16 protein-coding genes are annotated in these 20185 nt (G+C 61.1%); 12 read left to right on the top strand and 4 right to left on the bottom strand.

Translation table 11 applies throughout. The features are described from left to right. Window positions 1-6: 6 nt before the first annotated feature. The 10 genes from HBO23_RS24560 (at window position 7) to HBO23_RS24520 (ending at window position 13030) form a co-directional block, all read left to right on the top strand. Window positions 7-2451, top strand: coding sequence for an AAA family ATPase (locus HBO23_RS24560; protein ID WP_262378219.1), 2445 nt, complete (start codon window positions 7-9; stop codon window positions 2449-2451). After that, on the top strand, window positions 2448-3977 hold the full coding sequence (locus HBO23_RS24555; RefSeq protein ID WP_170040056.1) for a sigma 54-interacting transcriptional regulator: 1530 nt from the start codon (window positions 2448-2450) through the stop codon (window positions 3975-3977). The genes HBO23_RS24560 and HBO23_RS24555 overlap by 4 nt, the downstream gene beginning before the upstream one ends. Window positions 3978-4050: 73 nt before the next feature. Then, window positions 4051-4182 (top strand): hypothetical protein, encoded by a 132-nt coding sequence (locus tag HBO23_RS33965; protein ID WP_026013686.1) that lies wholly within the window; start codon window positions 4051-4053, stop codon window positions 4180-4182. 13 nt (window positions 4183-4195) lie between these two features. Then, entirely contained in the window at window positions 4196-5389 is a 1194-nt protein-coding gene (tagH, locus tag HBO23_RS24550; RefSeq protein WP_170040054.1) for a type VI secretion system-associated FHA domain protein TagH, read from the top strand. After that, on the top strand, window positions 5386-5868 hold the full coding sequence (gene tssJ, locus HBO23_RS24545) for a type VI secretion system lipoprotein TssJ (RefSeq protein ID WP_017136823.1): 483 nt from the start codon (window positions 5386-5388) through the stop codon (window positions 5866-5868). Before tagH ends, tssJ begins: the two co-directional genes overlap by 4 nt. 1 nt (window position 5869) lies before the next feature. Beyond that, window positions 5870-7198 (top strand): type VI secretion system baseplate subunit TssK, encoded by a 1329-nt coding sequence (tssK, locus tag HBO23_RS24540; protein WP_169987794.1) that lies wholly within the window; start codon window positions 5870-5872, stop codon window positions 7196-7198. A gap of 5 nt (window positions 7199-7203) precedes the next feature. After that, complete coding sequence (gene icmH / locus HBO23_RS24535; protein ID WP_138450039.1) at window positions 7204-8070, top strand: type IVB secretion system protein IcmH/DotU; 867 nt, start codon at window positions 7204-7206, stop codon at window positions 8068-8070. 15 nt (window positions 8071-8085) lie between these two features. After that, window positions 8086-11463: a type VI secretion system membrane subunit TssM gene (tssM, locus tag HBO23_RS24530; RefSeq protein ID WP_170040052.1), complete on the top strand. Its 3378-nt coding sequence runs from the start codon at window positions 8086-8088 to the stop codon at window positions 11461-11463. Further along, window positions 11460-12191 (top strand): PP2C family serine/threonine-protein phosphatase, encoded by a 732-nt coding sequence (locus HBO23_RS24525; protein WP_170040051.1) that lies wholly within the window; start codon window positions 11460-11462, stop codon window positions 12189-12191. Before tssM ends, HBO23_RS24525 begins: the two co-directional genes overlap by 4 nt. Next, window positions 12188-13030: a serine/threonine-protein kinase gene (locus HBO23_RS24520; protein WP_099547829.1), complete on the top strand. Its 843-nt coding sequence runs from the start codon at window positions 12188-12190 to the stop codon at window positions 13028-13030. The genes HBO23_RS24525 and HBO23_RS24520 overlap by 4 nt, the downstream gene beginning before the upstream one ends. A 159-nt stretch (window positions 13031-13189) precedes the next feature. On the opposite strand, the gene HBO23_RS24515 is transcribed toward HBO23_RS24520, so the two are convergent. Next, window positions 13190-13519 carry a DUF6388 family protein gene (locus HBO23_RS24515; RefSeq protein ID WP_169987799.1) on the bottom strand — a complete coding sequence of 110 codons (330 nt, stop codon included), beginning with the start codon at window positions 13517-13519 and terminating at the stop codon, window positions 13190-13192. A gap of 296 nt (window positions 13520-13815) precedes the next feature. On the opposite strand from HBO23_RS24515, the gene HBO23_RS24510 reads away from it, so the two are divergent. Continuing rightward, window positions 13816-15888 (top strand): EAL domain-containing protein, encoded by a 2073-nt coding sequence (locus tag HBO23_RS24510; RefSeq protein WP_017136816.1) that lies wholly within the window; start codon window positions 13816-13818, stop codon window positions 15886-15888. On the opposite strand, the gene HBO23_RS24505 is transcribed toward HBO23_RS24510, so the two are convergent. The 3 genes from HBO23_RS24505 to HBO23_RS24495 are packed head-to-tail and all read right to left on the bottom strand — an operon-like array spanning window position 15885 to window position 19171. Next, on the bottom strand, window positions 15885-16733 hold the full coding sequence (locus HBO23_RS24505) for a metal-dependent hydrolase (RefSeq protein WP_170040050.1): 849 nt from the start codon (window positions 16731-16733) through the stop codon (window positions 15885-15887). The two genes, HBO23_RS24510 and HBO23_RS24505, sit on opposite strands and share 4 nt — an antisense overlap. Window positions 16734-16748: 15 nt before the next feature. After that, window positions 16749-17639 (bottom strand): SDR family NAD(P)-dependent oxidoreductase, encoded by an 891-nt coding sequence (locus HBO23_RS24500; protein WP_170040049.1) that lies wholly within the window; start codon window positions 17637-17639, stop codon window positions 16749-16751. Next, window positions 17636-19171, bottom strand: a complete 1536-nt coding sequence (locus HBO23_RS24495) for an NAD(P)/FAD-dependent oxidoreductase (RefSeq protein WP_170040048.1) — start codon at window positions 19169-19171, stop codon at window positions 17636-17638. Before HBO23_RS24495 ends, HBO23_RS24500 begins: the two co-directional genes overlap by 4 nt. A 275-nt stretch (window positions 19172-19446) precedes the next feature. Here HBO23_RS24495 and HBO23_RS24490 point away from each other — a divergent pair. After that, window positions 19447-20185, top strand: a 739-nt coding sequence (locus HBO23_RS24490; protein ID WP_170040047.1) for an alpha/beta hydrolase, incomplete at its 3' end; no start/stop codon positions are given.

The raw sequence follows: 20185 nt of genomic DNA, 5'->3' as shown, positions 1-20185 counted from the left end.
GGACTGATGATTATGATGAATGTAGACCTGCAACAACTGATCCGGACCTTGACCCCGCAAACGCGCGTTGACTTGGCGCGGGCAGCTGAACGATGTGTTACGCGCGGTGGCAAGGAAGTGTTGGTTGAGGACCTGCTGCTGACACTGCTGGAACACCATGATGGTCCTTTGGCCAGGGCTCTGGCGGATGCCGAGATCGCTCCAGGCGAGCTTCAGGCCATGCTGCAGCTCAAAGGTGAACACAGTGCATCGCGCAGCCCGGTGTTTGCCCCGGGACTCGTGCAGTGGTTGCAACAAGCATTAATGGTTGGCCACCTTGAACTGGGGCAGGTTGAAGTCGATGCCGGTGCTTTATTGCTGGCACTTCTGCGCCATCCACTGCAACACGCGGGCAGTGGTTATCAGCAATTGCTGAGTCGTTTGGACGCGCGACGGGTGCTGGATTTTTTGTTGAGCCAGGGATCTGGAACTGGCCCTTTGCGACCAGGCGAGTCGCTGCTGGAGCGCTTTACCCACGACCTGACGCATCAAGCCCGCGAAGGCCGTATCGACCCGGTCCTTTGCCGCGACGCAGAGATCCGTCAATTGATCGATATCCTTGTGCGTCGGCGCAAGAACAACCCGATCCTGGTGGGAGACGCGGGCGTGGGTAAGACCGCCATCGTCGAAGGGCTCGCTTTGCGAGTAGTTGCCTCACAGGTGCCCGAGCCACTCAAGGGAGTACGCATACTGACCTTGGATATGGGCTTGTTGCAGGCCGGCGCCAGCATCAAGGGCGAGTTCGAACGGCGGCTCAAAGGTGTGATCGACGAGGTCAACGCCTCACCACAGGCCGTGATCCTGTTTATTGATGAGGCACATACCCTGGTGGGTGCCGGCGGGCAGGTGGGTGGAGGCGATGCCGCCAATTTGCTCAAGCCCGCCCTGGCGCGCGGTCAATTGCGCACAATCGCAGCCACGACCTGGTCCGAGTACAAAAAATACATCGAAAAAGACCCTGCGCTGGCACGGCGCTTCCAGCCGGTGAAGGTTGGCGAGCCGAGTGTGGCGGCGGCAGTTTCCATTTTGCGCGGGTTGGTGCCGGTGTATGAAGCCAGCCATGGCGTCTATGTACGCGACGATGCGGTGGTGGCGGCAGCGCAACTGAGCGCTCGTTACCTGGCGGGGCGCCAGTTGCCGGACAAGGCCGTCGATGTACTGGATACAGCCTGTGCGCAAGTGCGCATTAGCCTGACGGCGGCGCCTGAGGTGTTGCAGCAGCTGTGCGCTGAATTGGCCGAGGGCACACAGCAGCGCGTGGCGCTTGAGCGCGATGTTCAAGCAGGCTTGTCAGTTGACCAGCCAGCGTTGCAAACACTGGTCCGGCGTCTGGACGCCCTCGAGCTTGAGCGCCAGCAAGCCGAGCAGGGCTGGATGCAGCGTGAACAGCAGCAAGCCAGTCACGAGGTCTGCCCACGGGTGGTCGCTCAGGTCATCAGCGGCTGGACCGGTGTTCCGGTCGAGCAACTGGCGTTGGAGCACAGTGAGCGCATCCCGGGTTTTGCCGATGCCCTGCGCGAGCGAATTATTGGGCAGGAACCGGCGGTGCAGGCGCTTGATCGCAACCTGCGAGCGGTGGCTGCAGGCCTTAATAATCCTGAGGCCCCAGTAGGCGTATTTTTGCTGGCCGGCCCAAGCGGGGTCGGCAAGACCGAGACGGCGCTGGCGCTGGCGGACTTGCTGTACGGCGGCGAGCGGTTTGTGATCACGCTCAATATGTCGGAATACCAGGAGCAACACTCCCTGTCCCGATTGATCGGAGCGCCTCCCGGTTACATTGGATACGGCGAGGGCGGGGTGCTGACCGAGGCCGTGCGCCAGCGCCCCTATTCAGTGGTGCTGCTCGATGAAGTCGAGAAGGCCGACCCAGAGGTGCTGAACCTGTTCTACCAGGTCTTTGACAAGGGCTTGGCCAATGACGGTGAAGGTCGCGAAATCGACTTCCGTAACACGCTGATCCTGATGACGTCCAACCTGGGCAGCGATTGCATCACAGCACTGTGCGCCGATGGCCAGCGCCCTGATTCTGAGGTGCTGGAGGAAGTGATTCGCCCCGTATTGCGCGCTCACTTCAAGCCGGCTCTGCTTGCCCGGATGCGTGTCGTGCCGTATTACCCGCTCGCAGGCGAACGGTTACAGGACGTGGCAAGGCTCAAGCTTGCGCGCCTTGGCCAACGGCTGCACACGCGTGAACTGGTGTTCAGCTACAGCGCCGAACTGGTCACGCACATGGTCGAACGCTGTATGCACCAGGACAGTGGCGCGCGTTATATCGACCAGTGGATCGAATCCCACCTGCTGCCGCAGATCGTTGATCGCCTGCTCAGTGCGATGGCCGTTGGCGAATCCCTCTCTGCCACCCACGCGACGCTGGATGGCCGCGGTGTGCCTGTGTGTGAGTTCAGCCAATGACGCACAGCGCATTCAAGCCGTTGCCTGGTCCGCAGGCCTGCACCGACCAACTGCTGGGCTGGTTCACCCGCCTGGGATTTGAGTGTGAGGAATCGACGTTGGCGCAGCTTTGCGTCACGGCCGCTGCGCAGTTGAGCGAGTGTGACCTGTGCCAACTGTATGCGCGGGAGGAAACCACCGGCCAGTTGAGGTTGATCGCTCAATACTTTCCTGACGGGGAACCCTCAGGCGAGCGGGCTGCAACTGTGGAGGTTCAACACCAGCAGTTATTGCACTACGTCCTTAACCAGGGGCGGGAGCTGACCATTGATGAACTGTGCAACAGCGCCTATGACAGCGGTTTTCTGCCCGTAGCGACGTTGCCTTGGCACTCGCTGACATGCCTGCCCTTGTTCAACCGGAGCAAGGCGGTGTGCGGCGTCCTGCTTTGTGCCAGCCTGCGCCCGACGCAATTGCAGGGCTACGCCGTGTCGTTGGGCCAACTGGGTAGCTTTGCCCTCGGCCAATTAACTCTGCGCCGGCTTGCCCATCCTGGGCGCATCACTGCTGTTGCCCAGCGCTGTGCGCCCGTCACAGGCGGCTATGGCTTGATCGGCAACAGCACCGCGATGGAAGCGACCTGTCACCTCATCGGCAAGGTTGTGCAGGCGCCTTTTACCGTGCTGTTGCACGGTGAAACCGGCACTGGCAAGGAGGTGGTGGCGCGTGCGATTCACGCCGCCGGCCCGCGCAGCACGCGAGCGTTTGTCGTGCAAAACTGCGCAGCCTTCCCTGAGGGCTTGCTGGAGAGTGAGCTGTTCGGCTACCGCAAAGGCGCGTTTACCGGTGCGGAGCGTAACTATGCAGGGCTATTTGACGCGGCTGATGGCGGCACACTGCTGCTGGATGAGATTGGCGATATGCCACTCTCCCTGCAGGCAAAGCTGCTGAGAGTTCTACAAGAAGGTGAGGTGCGCCCCCTGGGCGCCAATACCGCCCACAAGGTCGACGTGCGAATCATCGCCGCCACCCATCGCGACCTGCTGGCAATGGTCAGCCAGGGGACTTTTCGCGAGGACCTCTATTACCGATTGGCACAGTTCCCTATCCAATTACCGGCCTTGCGTGAGCGTGACGGTGATGTGCTGCTGCTTGCCCGGCACTTTGCTGAAAAGGTCTGCGCGGCACTCAAAAAGCCGGTGGTCAGTTGGTCCAGTGCCGCGCTTGACCAGCTCTCCGGCCACGCCTTCCCAGGCAATGTGCGTGAGCTCAAATGCCTGGTGGAACGGGCGGTGCTGCTGTGTGATGACGGGGTGATTTTACCTGCGCACCTGTCGCTGTCGTCGGCTCCCGCGGGTACGACCGCCGAGGCGACTCTGCGTCAGCGCCTGGAGCGGGTGGAACGGGTCTTTCTGATCGATTGCCTGCACAAGAACCGTGGCAATCGAACGCGCACCGCGCGTGAACTTGGGGTCGCGCGTCGCACGCTTCTGTACCGGCTTGCGCGTTTGAATATCCCCATGGGCGCGTCTCGAGAAGAATGCTGAATGGCGTATTCACGCTGGCGTGCTAATGGGCTCTGCGATGCCCCACTTGTTTTATCTTCCAGGGAGAACCCCGATGCCTGATCGTCCATGGCGAGCCGTACTGCTTGTGTTGTGTTTGCTGAGCGGTTGCAGCGCCAATTATGTGTTTGATGACGCTGACTATCGTCCTTTGGGTGACTCCCAAGCGACCCGTCGCGGCCAATGAAAAGGAGCCTTTCATGCAATTAGTGCTTGAAGTGTGTGATGGCGGGGGCGATGAGCCGCCACTGCGCAAGGTGTTCGATGGAGTGGGCGGCGTGGTCGGTCGTGGAGCCGGTTGCGACTGGAGTATTCCTGACCCCAGTCGCTTGCTTTCCAGTCACCACGGGTTGATCGCGTACCGTGACGCGCGTTATTTCCTGACGGATATCAGCAGTAACGGTATCCGTGCGGTGAGCAGTGGCAAGTCGCTGCAAAAGGGGCAGGCGCGGTTGATCGTGGAGGGTGATGTTTTCCAGTTGGGGCCATTTGCTATCCGTGCGCGGTTGATTGAGCGCGTGGCGTCGCATCGCCAGCCACTATCCACTGCGGGCGGGGTGATACCCGATGATGCTTACCTGGGCCTGGACCCCGTTCAAGAATGGGATCGCCAGTCGATGCACGGCGCAACGCCGTGCGAACTGGACGCCTTGAACGACGTGCAAGAGGCACCGAGTGCCTGGATGTCTGGTGACGGTGTTGAGCGCGACTACCTGACCTTACCTGCACAGGCAGACGTTTTGGTAGAGAGGGTCGAACCTGTCTTGCCTGACTCGCAGGCGCCCGAGGCTTACGAAGTGTTCTGGGCGCAGTTCGCCAAAGCGTTGGGCGTCAGTGCGCATGCGCTCGATTGCGCTGGCCGCGAGGCGTTGGCGATTAAGGTTGCGGGTTTACTCAGGCGCGCGATTGATGGGTTGCAACAGAACCTGCGCACTCACGACGAACTGCACAACGAATTGGACCTGGACGCGAGCACCTTGATCAAACGTCCGAACGCGTTGAAAGACAGCCTGTGCATTGACTCTGCGTTGGCGTCGTTGCTGGGCACGGGCGAGTTGGCGCAACCCTGCGCCGAAGCGGCCATTACGCAGGTGTACCGGCAAATGCAAGTGCATCAGGTCGCGCTGCTCGTTGCATGTCGCACGGCGCTGCGCACCTCGTTGGCGACGTTTGCCCCCGGTCACTTGCTGGCCAGTTTTGAGCGCGATGACAAGGTGCCGAGGTTCTTTGCCGACAGGGCGCATTGGCGGGCCTACCAGCGCCACTATCAAAGAGTGGTCGAAGAAAATGCATCGAATACGGACCTGTTGCGCGGCAACTTTTCCAAGGCCTATGAGGAGCAGGTACGCCTGGCCTCGGCGTTGTTTGCCACACCTCCGGGAGGATGCCCATGACCCGTGTCGCCCTGCCTCTTTTGGTTGTATTGGTGCTGCTGGGTGGTTGCAGCAACCTGTCACCGTTTTCCACATTGACCAAGCTCGACTTGACGCTGGCCGCCAGTGACGAAGTGAACCCCGACCTGCATGGGCGCCCCTCGCCGGTGGTGGTGCAGCTGTTTGAACTCAAGCATCCAGTGGCATTCGAAAACGCAGATTTTTTTACCCTGTATGGGCATGCCGAGCAGGCGCTGCCCAAAGACTGGGTGAGCAGCGAGGAGCTGGAGCTGCGACCCGGCGAGCAGGTGGCCCTCAAACTCAGGAGCGAACCGCAAAGCCGTTATGTGGGCATCATTGCGGCGTACCGCGATTTACCCCATGTGCAATGGCGATGGGTGCTGGCGCTGGCGCCACAGCAAGTCACAAGAGCGCACCTGGTGCTTGACCAGGCGGGTATCCGTGCTGGCGACCCGCTCGCCAGCCTGGAGGAGAACTGATATGCAGGCTCATAAAGTCATCTGGCAGGAAGGGATGTTGCTGCGCCCCCAGCACCTGCAACATAACGACCGTTATTACCATCAGCAGCTTAACCGAACTCGCTTGCTGGGCAGTGATGCCTGGGGTTTCCTGAGCCTGGACATCGACCTGCAATACCTGAACCTGGGCAAGCTGGTGGTCAATCAAGCCAGTGGCGTTTTGCCGGACGGCAGTCTTTTCGAGTTGACCACCGCCATGGCGCCACTGGTGCTGGAGGTGCCGGCCAACGCGGGTAGGCAATCGGTGTACCTGGCGTTACCGATGACGACCGGCAATCAGGTTGAAACCCGCACGCAGGAGGCGCCGGAGGTGTTGGCGCGCTACATCGCCTGTGACATTGAAGTGGCGGACTCCAATGCGGGCCGGGACGCTCGTTGCCAGATCAGTTGCGCACGGCCGGATTTGCGCCTGTTGCTGGGTGAGCAGCCGGGGGATGAGGTCTACGTGAAGCTGAAGATTGCCCAGGTGCTGGAATGCTCTGCTGAAGAGGGGCTGCGTATGGAGCCTGATTTTGCCCCGACATTTATTTATGTGCAGGGCTCGGGGTTTGTTTCGTCCTGCCTCAAAGAAGTGATCAGCCTGCTCGCCAGCCGGGGGGATGCGATTGCTGAGCGGATGGGCGGCAATGGCGCCACGGCGGGTGCGCAGATTGCGGACTTTTTGATGCTGCAACTGATCAATCGGACCGAGCCGGTGTTGCGCCATTATCTGGTGCAGGCGCAAGTGCGTTCAGAGGCGTTATTCCGCGAGATGCTGTCGATACTGGGCGAACTGGCGACGTTTGCCAGCGACAGCAAACGTGCCACCCAGCAGGTGCGCTACCTCCACGGCGACCAGGGCGCGAGTTTTCGTGGGTTGATGGCGGGGTTGCGCACAGTGCTGTCGATGGTCTTTGAGCAGCATGCCCTGGAGCTGGTACTGCAACAGCGCCAGTATGGGGTAATGGTCTGCCCAGTGGCCGATCTCAAGCTGCTGGGCACCGCGACATTCATCCTGGCAGTCGCGGCTCAATGCGACTCGGAAGAACTGCGCCATCGTTTGCCGGCCCATCTGAAGATCGGTCCTGTAGAGCGCATCCGCGAACTGGTCAACCTGCACCTGGCGGGCATCAAGGTCAAACCACTGCCAGTGGCGCCCCGCCAGATCCCTTTTCATGCCGGTAAAACCTATTTCATGCTCGAACTCAGTGCCCGGGATATCGCGCAGTTGGAGCAATCGGGTGGTTTTGCGTTCCATGTCGGCGGCGAGTTCAGCGAGTTGGAACTGACCTTCTGGGCTATCAGGAATTGAACAGCATGAACATGGACAGTGATTACCCGCTGGATGAAAAAACCGTGTTGCTGGATCGTAACGGCCACGGCCCGGTACAGCGCCCGGTGACGGACTTTCCCTCGCCACCGCGTTTTGAACAGCTGGAAGACCGCATGGTCTACGCCGCCGCTGTGCAGGGCGCTCAACGTTTCAACGTGGGCCTTAACCCGCTGGTGACAGCGGCCTGGGAACTGATGTGCGAGGTGCTTGAACTTAAACTCAGCAGCGGTCGGGAAAACCTGCAGACGCTCAATGAGCGCCTGGCCGCAAGCCTCACACGCTTCGAGGTCCGCGCCCAGCATGAAGGCATGGAAAGCGCTCAGGTGATTGCTGCTCGCTATGTGCTGTGCAGCGTCGTTGATGAAGCGGTAGTCACCACGGCGTGGGGAAGTCGCAGCGACTGGTCGAAGATCAGTCTGCTGAGCCGTTTTCACAACGAAACCTTTGGCGGCGAAAAGTTTTTCCAGCTGTTGGAGCGACTGTCTCGCGACCCCGTGAAGCACTTGGCCATGCTGGAACTGATGTACCTGTGCCTGTCGATGGGTTTTGAAGGCAAATACAGGGTCATGGAGCGCGGCGTGACCGAGCTTGAGGGCGTCCGTGACGCCTTGTATCGCCAGATAAGACACGTGCGTGGCGACCCGGTGTCTGTGTCCGCCTCTGTTCCCCGGCCGGAGCCGGCACGCCGCAAGCGGCTGCGCACACTCTCCGCAACCTGGTGTGTGGCGTTGGGCTTGATCGCTTTGCTGGCGATGTATTCGGCAACTGCCTGGGTACTGGAGCAGGAGCGAGCCCATGCATTGCAACCCTTTCAATCTTCGGCGCCGGAACTGACTCCGACGCCCTTGTAACGCTGGGAACATTGAATGAACGCATTCTTCAAGGGCGCGGGCAACCTGCTGCGCATCGTTTGGGTATGGAGCTTGTTGCTGGTACTTTCCAGCGCGTGCCTGGTGTGGTTTTTCGGGCCTGTGCTGGCGGTGGATGACCACCGGTTCTGGCAAGGTGCTACGGCTCGGCTCGTGACTATCAGCGGGCTGTTTCTGCTATGGGGGCTGGCGATGGTCATTGCGGGCGCACGCCACAGCGCAAGGTCCAAAACCGACGAAAGCCGGGCCGACCGTCAGCATCCGGGGCTGGTAGAGGATGAGCGCAAACAGGTACGCGCCCGTTTCAAGGACGCGCTGCACACCTTGAAAACATCTCGCCACTATTTCGGGCGCAGCGTGCGCTCACGCAACGAACTGCCCTGGTACTTGTTGATCGGACAGCGAGGCAGCGGCAAGAGCGCTTTGCTGGCAGCGAATGGCTTGCAGCGCCCGCCGGATCATCTTCAAACCGCATCATCAGGGGCCAGCGCCTACTGTGACTGGTTCTTCGCCGATCAGGGCGTCCTGATGGAGAGTGCCGGACGCTACCTGGACCAGCCCGACCGCGCGGTCGATGCCGCAGGTTGGTCAACATTACTCGGGCTGCTCAAGTCCAGGCGGCGAGTACGTCCACTCAACGGCGTGGTGGTGACGTTGTCGGTGGACACCCTGTTGGGCAGCAATGAGCATGATCTGGAGCGCCATGCACGGCATGTGCATTCCAGGTTACAAGATATCCAGCAGACGCTGCATATCGATATTCCGGTTTATTTGGTGCTGACCCACGCTGACCACATCCCAGGCTTTACCGCGTTTTTTGATACGCCGCACGACAGCGCCGCAGAGGGCGTATTCGGTGAGCTGATCACTGGCAGCCACACGGGTGTGCCTATGGCGCAGGTGCGCCAGGTGTTCGAGACGTTGCTGCAGCGCCTGAGTGGCGAACTGGTGCAGCGCCTGCACCAGGAGCGCAATGTCGAGCGCCGTGGCTGGATGCTGGGTTTTGTGCCCCAGGTGGCACGCATCGGTGAGCGTTTATGCCTGTTTATCGAAGTTGCGTTCTGCGCCCATCGCAATCAGCGCATCCAGGGGTTGCGAGGTTTCTATTTGACCTGTGCCGGTGAGCGGCACGAACGCTTTGTCCAAGGTCTTTTCAACCAGGTGATTTTCGCCGAGGCCGATCTTGCGGGGCTGCACGCCGAGGAGCACCGACGCATTCGTTGGCGGCAGGCGGGATGGGCGAGCGCCGTAGCACTGGTCATCGGTGCGGCGGGCATGCTCTGGGTGCACAGCTATGGGATCAACCACCAACGCCTGGAGCTGTTGGCGCAGTTAGGTCAAGTTAATACGCCAGCCCCGGACGATGCAGACCATACGTTGGGGTTACTGACATTGCTGGACAATCGCCTGGCGGCCACTCGGGTGTTTCCGCCGGTGTCAGAGGCCGGCGTGCTGGAGAGAGCCGGACTGTTTCAGGGTGAAGTGAGCCGACCACCGTTGGTCAGTGCCTACAACGACGCCCTGCAGCAAATGGTCGCCCAGGTCGCTTCGCTGCTCGAAGAACAGGTGCGGTCGAGCCTTGGGGATCGCGAACGGTTACTGGATAACCTGCGCGCCTACCTGATGCTCAATCTGCGCGAGCGACGTGATGCCGGGTGGCTGGCGGAGCGCGTGGCGACTCGGTGGTCCGAGCGCTATGCCGGTGAGGCTTCGACGCAGGCGCGCCTGAGTGAGCACTTCGGCCGGCTGCTTGAACAACCTTTTGCCGCGCCACTCAATGATGAACTGGTCGCCCAGGCTCGCCAGGTGCTGCGCGGAGAGTCGCTGGCAGACGTGGTATATCGCGTGCTGCGCGAGCAATCGCACACGCTGGAGCCCAGCCGTCTCACCGACGGCACTGTGTTCATGGCGCTGGACCAACCGATTTCCGGGTTTTACAGCAAGCGCTATATGCAGTATTTCGACCAGCAAGGCCCGCGATTGGTTAACGCGATTGTCCTGGACAATTGGGTGCTGGGGCAGGCGACTGACCTCAGTGCGATGGAGTTGCGCCGGTTGATAGTCGAGCTCGAACAGCGCTATTTCAGCGAGTACGCCGATGCGTGGAGCCAGGCCCTGGGCCAGATCCGATTACGCGAAACCGAAAACCTGCGCCAGGACGCCGAACAACTGGCGAGCCTCACCTCGGCGCAATCACCACTGGTGTTGTTGTTACAGCAGGTGCGTGAAAATACCCGTTTGCTATCCACTGATGACCCGATGTCAGCGGTGCCCCACGAGGCCGGTGACGTGGCGGCTATCGCTCAATCGATGGCTGCCCGTGTACGCGCGGGTGTTTTGCCCAAGCCCACAGGCGATGACGCTGCAAGACGCGCCTTGCAACGCCGTTTCGAGCCTTTGCATCAACTGCTTGATGAGCAGCAAAACCCGGGTGAGCAACTGACCCAGGCGTTGCGCCAGCTTGATGCTGTGCACCTGCAGATGGCAGCGCTGAACCGCGAAGGGTCACCGGAGCAGGCGGCTTTCCAGATGGTGAAACGGCGTATGGAAGGGCAACAACCTGGGTTGGGACAGTTACGCGATATTGCCGCACGTTTGCCGCTGCCGCTCAAAGGTTGGGTCGAGGGCCTTGCCGACGACAGTTGGCGGCATTTGTTCGATGAGGCCTATACGCATGTGAACCAACGCTACCAGAGCGAGGTGTATAGCCTGTATGCCAAGGCTATTCGCCAGCGTTACCCGTTCAATGCCCATGCCAGCAGCGACGTGGCCCTGGGCGACTTCGAGGAGTTTTTTAAACCCCAGGGCGTGCTGGCAAGGTTCCATGAAACCTACCTGCGCCCGTTTATCAGCGCCGACGGCGGGCGTTATCGCTTGCGCGGCCTGGAAGGCCAGAGCCTGCCAATGTCGCGCGCGCTGCTGGAACAACTCGGCAAAGCGCAGACCATTCGCCGTGGTTTTTTTGGTGGCGACCCAGGCGAGTTGTCGGTTCGATTTACGTTGGCACCTTATAGCCTGGATCAGGCGGTCAGCCGCGCGGTGTTGAGCTTTGGCGGTCAGCAGTTGGAGTACCGTCATGGGCCGATTGTGCCTGTGACGTTCCAGTGGCCCAGCGAGGTGGAAAATGGTCGCAGCAGCCTGGTATTGGAACGAGGTGCACAGCGGCCGTTGGGCATCGAGAAGAACAGCGGGGCCTGGTCGTTGTTCCGGTTTTTTGACTTGCTGTACAGCGAGCCCGCCAGTGGGCGCGATGCGCAAATACTCAAGTCCGACCTCGCTGGTTTGCGTGCCAATTACCTGTTGGTCAGCCAGCGCACACCCAGCCCGTTTCAGATGGACACGTGGCGCACGTTCCGTTTGCCGGAGCGGCTGTGACCGCGCCGCAAGCCGCCGCAAACAGCGCGGCACGTACTCAACGTGGCAAGGCCAGGCAGCGCAACGAAGATGCGTTCCTCGACTGCCCCCAACAAGGTTGCTGGGCGGTTGCCGACGGTATGGGCGGCCACCGGGCCGGACACAGGGCCAGCCAATGGGTGGTCGACAGCCTTGCCGCGTTGCCGGTCCACGGTACGTTCGATCAGCGCATCGATGCGGTGCGGCGATGCCTGCAACGGCTCAATCAGTGTTGGGGGGATAACACCTCACCGCCGGCCGCAGGTCGCGACGACAGGATGGGCAGTACCGTGGTGGTCCTGCTGCTGGAGGGCCGGCGCGCAGCGTGTATCTGGGCGGGGGACAGCCGCTGTTACCTGTGGCGAGGCGGGCGGTTGTATCAGCTGTCGCGCGATCACTCACTGCTGCGCCAATTGATGGATGAGCAGCGATTGAGCCTGGCGCAGGCCCAGGCGCATCCCGACGCCAGGGCATTGACCCGCGCCGTAGGCGCGCGGCACCCGCTGAAACTCGAGGTGCTGGAGTTGGGCGCGCACCCAGGCGATGTGTTTGTGCTGTGCAGTGACGGTATGTACCAGGCGATGACGCACGCCGAGCTGGGCTGCGCCATGGACAGCGGTACGCCGCAACAGGTGGTGGCGCGGCTGTTCACGGCGGCGCTACGCGGGCCGGCGCGGGATGACCTGACGGCCGTGGTGGTGCGCGTATGACCACGGCACCTGGCATGCCCACCTTGCTGGCGGGGCGTTATCACCTGGAGCGCGTGTTGGGCTCGGGCGGCATGGGTGTGGTCTACCGGGCGCGCGACCTGCTGCATGAGCAGTTTGGCGAGCCCTGTTCCAGCGTGGCAATCAAGGTGCTCGGTGAGAATCTCCGCCTGGCGCCCGATGCACATGTGCTGCTCTACAGCGAGTTTGCCCTGACCCGCAGCCTGCAGCATGAGCGCGTGGTACGCATGTTTGCGTTTGAGGTGGATATCAGCAGCCAGATCGCGTTTTTCAGCATGGAGTTAATGCACGGTATGACCCTGGACCGGCTGCTGCTGGAGTGTCCCGATGGCTTGCCGTGGCGTGAGTTGCAGCCTCTGGCTGTGCAGCTGCTGGATGCTGTGGCGTATGTGCATCGTCAAGGTGTGCTGCATGGGGATGTGAAGCCGGTGAATATCATGGTGGGTGAAGAGGGCATTCGTTTGTTCGATTTCGGCCTCGGGCAGGCGACGGCGGAGGCGATGGCAGGGCTGGCGAGTGTGAGTCGTGATCGTTTTAATGCCTGGACACCGGCTTATGCTGCGCCGGAGTTGTTGGCGGGCGGTGCATTGACGGCGAGTGCTGATCTGTATGCGGTGGCGTGTGTGGTGTATGAGTTGGCCCATGGCAAACGCTTGGGCGAGCGTCGGGCCACTGAGCGGCTGGAGCGCCCCCGGCAGCTGCCCGCAGCGTGTTGGCCAGCCTTGCGCTTGGCGTTGGCGATGGATCCTGAGCGCCGAACGATCAGCGTGGAGGCGTTGGGCGAGGTTATGGCGCGTTGTCGATGGCGCTGGTTCAGGTAGCTATGGGTGCCTGCCAAGGTATCGATTTGGCCTACGCTGTGTATCGGCTGTTCTGTGGGAGCTGGCTTGTCGAATCGTCGCACCGCTGCGATGCAGACACCTCGGTGTGTCAGGTGCACCGAGTTGATGCCATCGCAGGCAAGCCAGCTCCCACATGACCTACCCAGCCAACTCATGCAGCCGGCAGTACTCTTCCCACCCCAACCCCGCCATCTGGGCGACTTCTTTATGCACTTCCAGGCGCTGAGCCTCAAAAGTTTCAGCCGACTCGGCCGTCAACTTGAGCGTCAGCTCCCAGGCAAACAGATTCTGGCGCTCAGCCTCGGCCTCGAAAGCTTCATGCAAGCGCTCGGCGCGATACTGCGCGAGGGTTTCGCCTTTGGCTTGGGCGGCCAGAGGGTTGAGGGTATCCAGTTGCGTCGCCACCTGGGGGTGTTCATTCAAGAAACGGTCCAGGGCGCGCTGGTGGTTATCACCGGGTTCTGACAAGGGCTTACTCCTGATGGGATGAAGTGAATAGATGGGGTCACGCACAAGGCTTTGCAATCAGCTGGCGGGCAATCGCCACGTAGGCGGGCAGGGTCGCTGGCCTGGGCATCGAGAAAACGGGTTTGAGGGCTGACCTGACGGCCCCGATACACCGCGCAATCTGAAATTAACTCTGAATAATTAATTGTAGTGCGGCAAAAGCCTTTCGCTACCGGTAGGTGGCCGTGTAGCGTTACATGGGATTTTTGGGCACTGCCAAGCATGGGCAGAAAGCGATACGGGCAGAGGGACGGGGCATGGCGCAAACGCTGTTCAAACTTTTCCTCACCCAACGCCTGGCGGCCTTGGCCAGTACCGAATCATTGCGCGCCATCCGTGAAGGCTTGCTGTGGATCCTGCCGTGCCTGCTGGTGTCTGCCGGTTTCCTGATCTTGGCTGAATGCGCCAAGGTGCTGGGCTTCGATCCGCAGGTGGTGGCCTTTCTGTCGGGGTTGCATAACCAGATCAGCTCGGTGATCCCGCTGCTGGTGGCGGCATCGATTGGCTACATGCTCGCCATCCAGCACCGGCTGCCACAATTGCCAGTGGCATTTTTGTGCCTGGCCCACGTGGTGATCGCCACCTTTGTATTGCGCGACTACCCGCGAGCATCGGCGACGTTTGTATTGTTTATCGCCATCGCTTCGCCGCTGTTGAATGTGCCGACGATCGCCTGGCTGCACCGTTTCCGCTGGACACGGCTGGTCAACGAAGACTTGGTGGGCCACAACCTGCGCGGCACCATCAACATGGTGGTGCCCGGCGCGATTACAGCGCTGTTGCTGGTGGTGGTGTTGTCGTTGATGTTGCAGATTCCCTATGTGGCGCAACTACAGGGGCCGCAGGTACTGGATGCATTGCAAACGCCGTATGGCAGCGGATTGTTTGTGACCTTGATGAATTCGCTGCTGTGGTTTTTCGGCATTCACGGTGTGTACGCCATGCAGCCGCTGTTTGATGTACTGGACCAGGCCGTAGTGCTCAATGGCGCCGCGCTGGCGGCGGGTGAACCGGTCAAGTACCTGCTCAACAGTGGCCTGCTCGGTTCTTTCGCGTTTATCGGTGGGTCGGGCGGGGCGTTGTGTTTGCTGCTGGCGATCCTGTTGTTTTCCAAAAGCCAAACCATGCGTTTGCTGGCAATGGCCAGTCTGCCGCTGTCGTTGTTCAATGTCAGCGAAGTGCTGTTGTTCGGCTTGCCGATCATCCTTAACCCACGCTTGTTTATCCCGTTTCTGCTGGTGCCGGCGTTCAACACCCTGCTGGCATTGACGGTGGTGCAGTTGGGCTGGGTATCGCCGGCGGTGGCCAGCGTGCCATTTACCGCGCCAGTGCTGCTCAATGCCTACCTCAGCACTCACGGCGACGTGGCGGCGGTGGTGCTGCAAGTGGTGCTGTTGGGGCTGGGCACGTTGGTGTATGCGCCGTATGTGCGCGCGATTCATCGCCAGTCCAGTGAGGGTGGCACGGTGTACCTCAAGTCGTTGGACATGACCTTCCGTGGCCTCGAAGAGAAAGGCCGCCTGCTGGAATTGGACCCGGTGTTGGCGTCCCACAAGGCGGCCGCCCGTCAGGCAGTCGAATTGAGCCGTATCCAGCAGATCAGCGATTACGAGTTCTACCTGGAATTCCAGCCGCAAGTCTCGACCCGCACCGGCCTGTGCACCGGCTGTGAGGCGCTGATGCGCGCGCGGGACAGCCAGGGCACGGTGCATTCACCCTGGGAGTTCCTGCAATGGCTGGCCCAGGCGCGGTTGATGCCGGATGTTGATCTGTGGGTGGCGTCCCAGGCCGTGCGCCAATATCAGAAGTGGCAAAAGATCGGCTTTGCCTTGCCCATGACCATCAATATTTCCAGCGCCACGCTCACTCACGCAGGCTATGGCGAGCGCCTGGTGGAGATCCTTGCCCAGGCCTGTGGCCAGATCTCGGTGGAAATCACCGAAGATGCATTGGTGGGTGATGTCCAGGCCACCCGCCAGACCATCCAGAGGCTCCAGGCGATCGGCGCCAAGGTGTATATCGATGACTTCGGCACCGGGTTTTCGGCCTTGAGTTACCTGCATCAGTTTCCGGTGGACTTTATCAAGATCGACCGCAGTTTCGTGGTGGCCCAGCGCGACCCCAAAGGCGCCCAGGTGTTGACCGGCATGTTGCGCTTTTGTGAGGCGCTGAACCTGGGCGTGGTGGTCGAGGGCGTGGAGACCGCCGAGCAGTTGGCCTTTTTGAATACCGGCACCGAGCTGTTTATCCAGGGCTGGTATTTCAGCAAGGCGCTGCCCGGCGACCTGCTACCGGGCTTTGTCCGCAGACGTGCGGCGGCTCAGGCTTAAGCGTGGGCGGACGCGTATTCGCGCCGGGTTTTTTCAATCGCTTCGACCAGGTCGTCGATACCCGCCAGGCGTGCACGGTTGTCATGGTCCCAGGGGTGAAAGCCCGGTTTGAAATAGTGCAACCACGGCCGCAGCATGCGTGGGAACACGCCCTTGGGCCCGTATAGAAACTTGAGCATGCGCCAGAACCCCTTCAGGTGCCCACCGGCTTTGCGGTCGGCCAACAGCAGGCGCACATGGAAATCAAACACGACCAGCCAGAACAGCAGCGTGGTGGTCAACATGGTGCCGGTGCGCAACAGATAGCGCATCGGCCCAGGCTTGATCACGGTGTTCCACACATCGAACGCCACGGCCTTGTGCTCGGTTTCTTCGAGGGCGTGCCAGTACCACATCTGCTGGTAGCCCTTGAGTGACTCGCCAAAACGCGACGGGTCGCTGAGCAGGATTTCCGCGAGCATCGCGGTGTAGTGTTCCAGGGCGATGGTCACCGCCAGGTTGAACGACGGTGGCAGGTGTTTCTTTTGCAGGTCGAGGAAGAACTTCAGGCGCTTGTCGAGGGTGTGCGCCGGCAGACCGGCCGCTTGCAAGTGATCGTTGTAGGCCACGTGTTCGCGGCTGTGCATGGCTTCCTGGCCGATAAACCCCTGGATTTCTTTCTTCAACGCCGGGTCGTCGATGCGCTGGCGGTAGTGGCGCACGCTGTCCATGAAAAACAGCTCGCCCTGGGGAAACAGCAGCGACAACGCGTTGAAAAAGTGCGTGATGAACGGGCCTTGTTCGTGCCAGTCCTTGATGCGCTCGGCAGGCAAGGCAAAACGGATATCGCGACGGATCGGCAGCATGGTGCGTGCTCCTGTTCAGAGTCGGGTTTCGTCGTTGGTTTCGAACACCGGCGTGCGCGGTTTGGGCGCCATACGTTTGCTGGCGAACACCACCAGGGCCTGATAGGCCGCCGGCAGGCACCGGGCGAGCAGGTCGAGAAAGTACGCGTCGCGACCGATCAGCACGCGGCGCTTGTTCTTGCGTACGCCTTGCAGAATCACCTTGGCGGCCTGGTCGGCGTCGGTGATGAAGAGTTTTTCGAAGTCGGCGCGGGCCTGTTGCTCGCTGTGGATCAGAAAGCCGGTCATGTTCGCGTCGATGCGGCTGCTGCGGCAGATGTCGGTGCGAATGCCGCCGGGGTGTACGCAGGTGGCGGACACACCGCAGCCTTGCAGGTCGAGCTCCTGGCGCAGGGATTCGGTAAAGCCGCGCACGGCAAACTTGGTCGCGTTGTAGCCGCTCATGCCCGGCTGGGCAAACAGGCCGAACACGCTGGAAGTATTGACCACATGCCCTTCGCCGCTGGCTTTGAGGTGCGGCAGAAACGCCTTGGTGCCATGCACCACGCCCCAGAAGTTGATGCCGACGATCCACTCAAGGTCGGCATAGTCCACACCCTCGACGGTGCTCGACAGCGCCACGCCGGCATTGTTGAAGATCAGGTTGACCTGGCCATGCTCGGCCGCGCAGCGTGCGGCCCAGTCTTGCACGGCCTGGCGGTCGGCCACATCGACGACGTGGGTGGTGATCATGATCGGCGACAAGGTTGAAGACTTGATCAGCGCGAGGGTGTGTTCCAAGCCTTGGCTGTTCTTGTCCGAAAGCGCCAAGTGGCAACCTTCGCGCGCCAATGCGAGGGCCAGGGCACGGCCCATGCCGGAGGCTGCGCCGGTGATTGCCGCCACGCGGCCATTGAATGACTTCATGACAGGCTGCCTTCTGCAGTGGGTTGCGGGGCCACAACCGCGCGCGGCGCGGAGGCCGGCAACGGGTTGGCGAGGTAGTCCTTGAGGGCAAAGTGCCGGGTGACCTGCTTGAAACGCCAGGTTGAGCCGGGCCACAGCGTGGTGTTTTTGCCGGTGCGCGGGTCCAGGTACCAACTTTGGCAACCACCGGTGTTCCAGATGGTGTGCTTGAGCTTGTCCTGCAACTGTTGGTTGTAAGCCTGCTCGACGGCGGGTTTGACCTCGACCGTGGCAATGCGCTGGTGCTGCATGTGCTTGAGCGCATCGAGGATGTAGGCGACCTGGGCCTCGATCATCAGAATCATCGAGTTATGCCCCAGGCCCGTGTTAGGCCCGACAATCAGGAACAGGTTGGGATAACCCGGCACCGTCGTACCTTTATAGGCGTGGGCGCCGTCGCGCCAGGCGTCCATCAGGTCGATACCGTCGCGGCCGATGATGCAGTCGCGGGGGAGTGGATCGGTGGCCTGGAAACCGGTGCCGAAAATCAGGCAGTCGGCCGGGTGCTTGATGCCGTCGCTGGTGATCACGCCATCGGCTTCGATGCGCAGCACCGTGTCGGTGACCACCTCGACATTGCTGCGTGACAGCGCCGGGTAGTAGTCATTGGAGATCAACACGCGCTTGCAGCCGATGGTGTAGTCCGGCGTCAGGGTTTTGCGCAGGGAAGGGCGCGCCACCTGTTTGCGCAAGTGGCGCAGGGCGATCTTCTGCACCATCTTCATCAGCCGCGGGTGCAGGGCAAAGCCCACCACGCGGCCTTCCAGCGCCCAGTAAAAGGCGCCGCGCACCAGGCGTTGGGTAAACGGCAGGTGTTTGAAGGCCCAGCGTTCGAGCCTTGAAATCTCGCGATCCGGCTTGGGCATGATCCACGGTGGCGTGCGCTGGAACAGGTCCAGGTGCGCCACCTGCGGGGCAATCTGCGGCACGAACTGGATCGCACTGGCGCCGGTGCCGATCACCGCCACGCGCTTGCCTTTCAACGAATAGTCATGATCCCAGTGCTGGGAGTGAAAGCGTTTGCCCTTGAAGCTGTCCAGCCCTGGAATATCCGGCAACGCCGGGCGTGACAGGCCGCCCATGCCCGACACCAGCGCCCGCGCGCTAATCTTGCGGCCATCGCTGAAACTCAGTTGCCAGCGTTGCTGCTGCTCATCAAACACCGCACGTTGCAGGCCCATGCCGAAGCGCAAATAGGGCGCCAGCCCGAACCGCTGCGCGCAGTGCTCAAGGTAAGCGCGGATCTCCGCCTGTGGCGCAAATTGCCGCATCCAGTTGGGGTTGGGCGCAAACGAATACGAATACACATGGGACTGCACGTCGCAGGCGCAGCCAGGGTAGTGGTTGTCACGCCAGGTGCCACCGAGGGTGTCGGCCTGCTCGGCGATAAAGAAGTCGGTAAACCCGGCTTCCTTGAGTTTGATCGCCATGCACAGGCCGGCAAAACCTGAACCGATGATGGCGATGTCGATGGAATCAGTGTGGGCATTCATAGGCTGTCCCTCATGGGCATCAGATGTGCTCCTGTTTTTGTTTTGTCTTTTAGATAGAACACCATTGCAAAGAAAAAATGAATTAATTATTTTAAAAAAGATTTTAAATAATCTACCTGAAAATATCGCCTACGCTAGGACCTTGTTCGCAATGTGCGCCTTGTCCGACAGACGCGCACGCTATGCAGCAAGTCCGGGTCCAGGGTGTGGACGGTGGCTGAGGCCTTGACCAATACCGGTCAGGGAGCAGCAGCAGGGAAGCAGAGGACCGAGCTATGGCGGTTGAATGGGTTGTTGCTGCGGGTGTGTTGGTGGGCGCCAGTGCGCTGCTGTGGGGCTTGAGTGCCTGGATGACACGGCGTATAGAAACCACCGTTCCGATCAACGGGCGTTTCGTCGAGGTCGATGGCGAGCGCTTTCACTATGTCGAAGAAGGTAAAGGCCCACCGCTGGTGATGATTCACGGGCTGATGGGCAGCAGTCGCAACCTCACCTATGCGTTGTCCGGGCAATTACGTGAACGCTTTCGGGTGATTACGCTGGACCGTCCGGGCTCCGGCTATTCCAGCCGTGGCGCACACACGGCGGCAGATCTGCCGGCCCAGGCCCGGCAGATTGCTGCGTTTATCAAGACCCTCGACCTGGATAAACCGCTGGTGTTGGGGCACTCCCTTGGCGGTGCGATTGCCCTGGCCTTGGCGCTTGATCATCCGCATGCAGTGTCCGGGTTGGTCCTGGTTGCGCCGCTGACCCACCCGCAGCGCCTGTTGCCGCTGGTGTTCCTGTCACTGGCCGTACGCCCGGCCTGGTTGCGTCGTTGGGTGTCGCACACCCTGACCCTGCCCGTGGGGCTTTTGACCAAAGGTTCGGTGGTCAAGGGCGTGTTCGCCCCCGATACCGCGCCACCGGACTTCGCCACCCGTGGCGGCGGGCTGCTGGGGATGCGCCCGGACAACTTCTACGCCGCCTCCACCGAGATGAACACAGTCAACGATCACCAGCCGGCCATGGGCA

The organism is Pseudomonas sp. WS 5532, assembly GCF_012985445.1.
Classification (GTDB): Bacteria; Pseudomonadota; Gammaproteobacteria; order Pseudomonadales; family Pseudomonadaceae; genus Aquipseudomonas; species Aquipseudomonas edaphica.
Note: the sequence above shows the minus strand (reverse complement) of the source record. Positions and strands in the feature narration are given on the sequence as shown.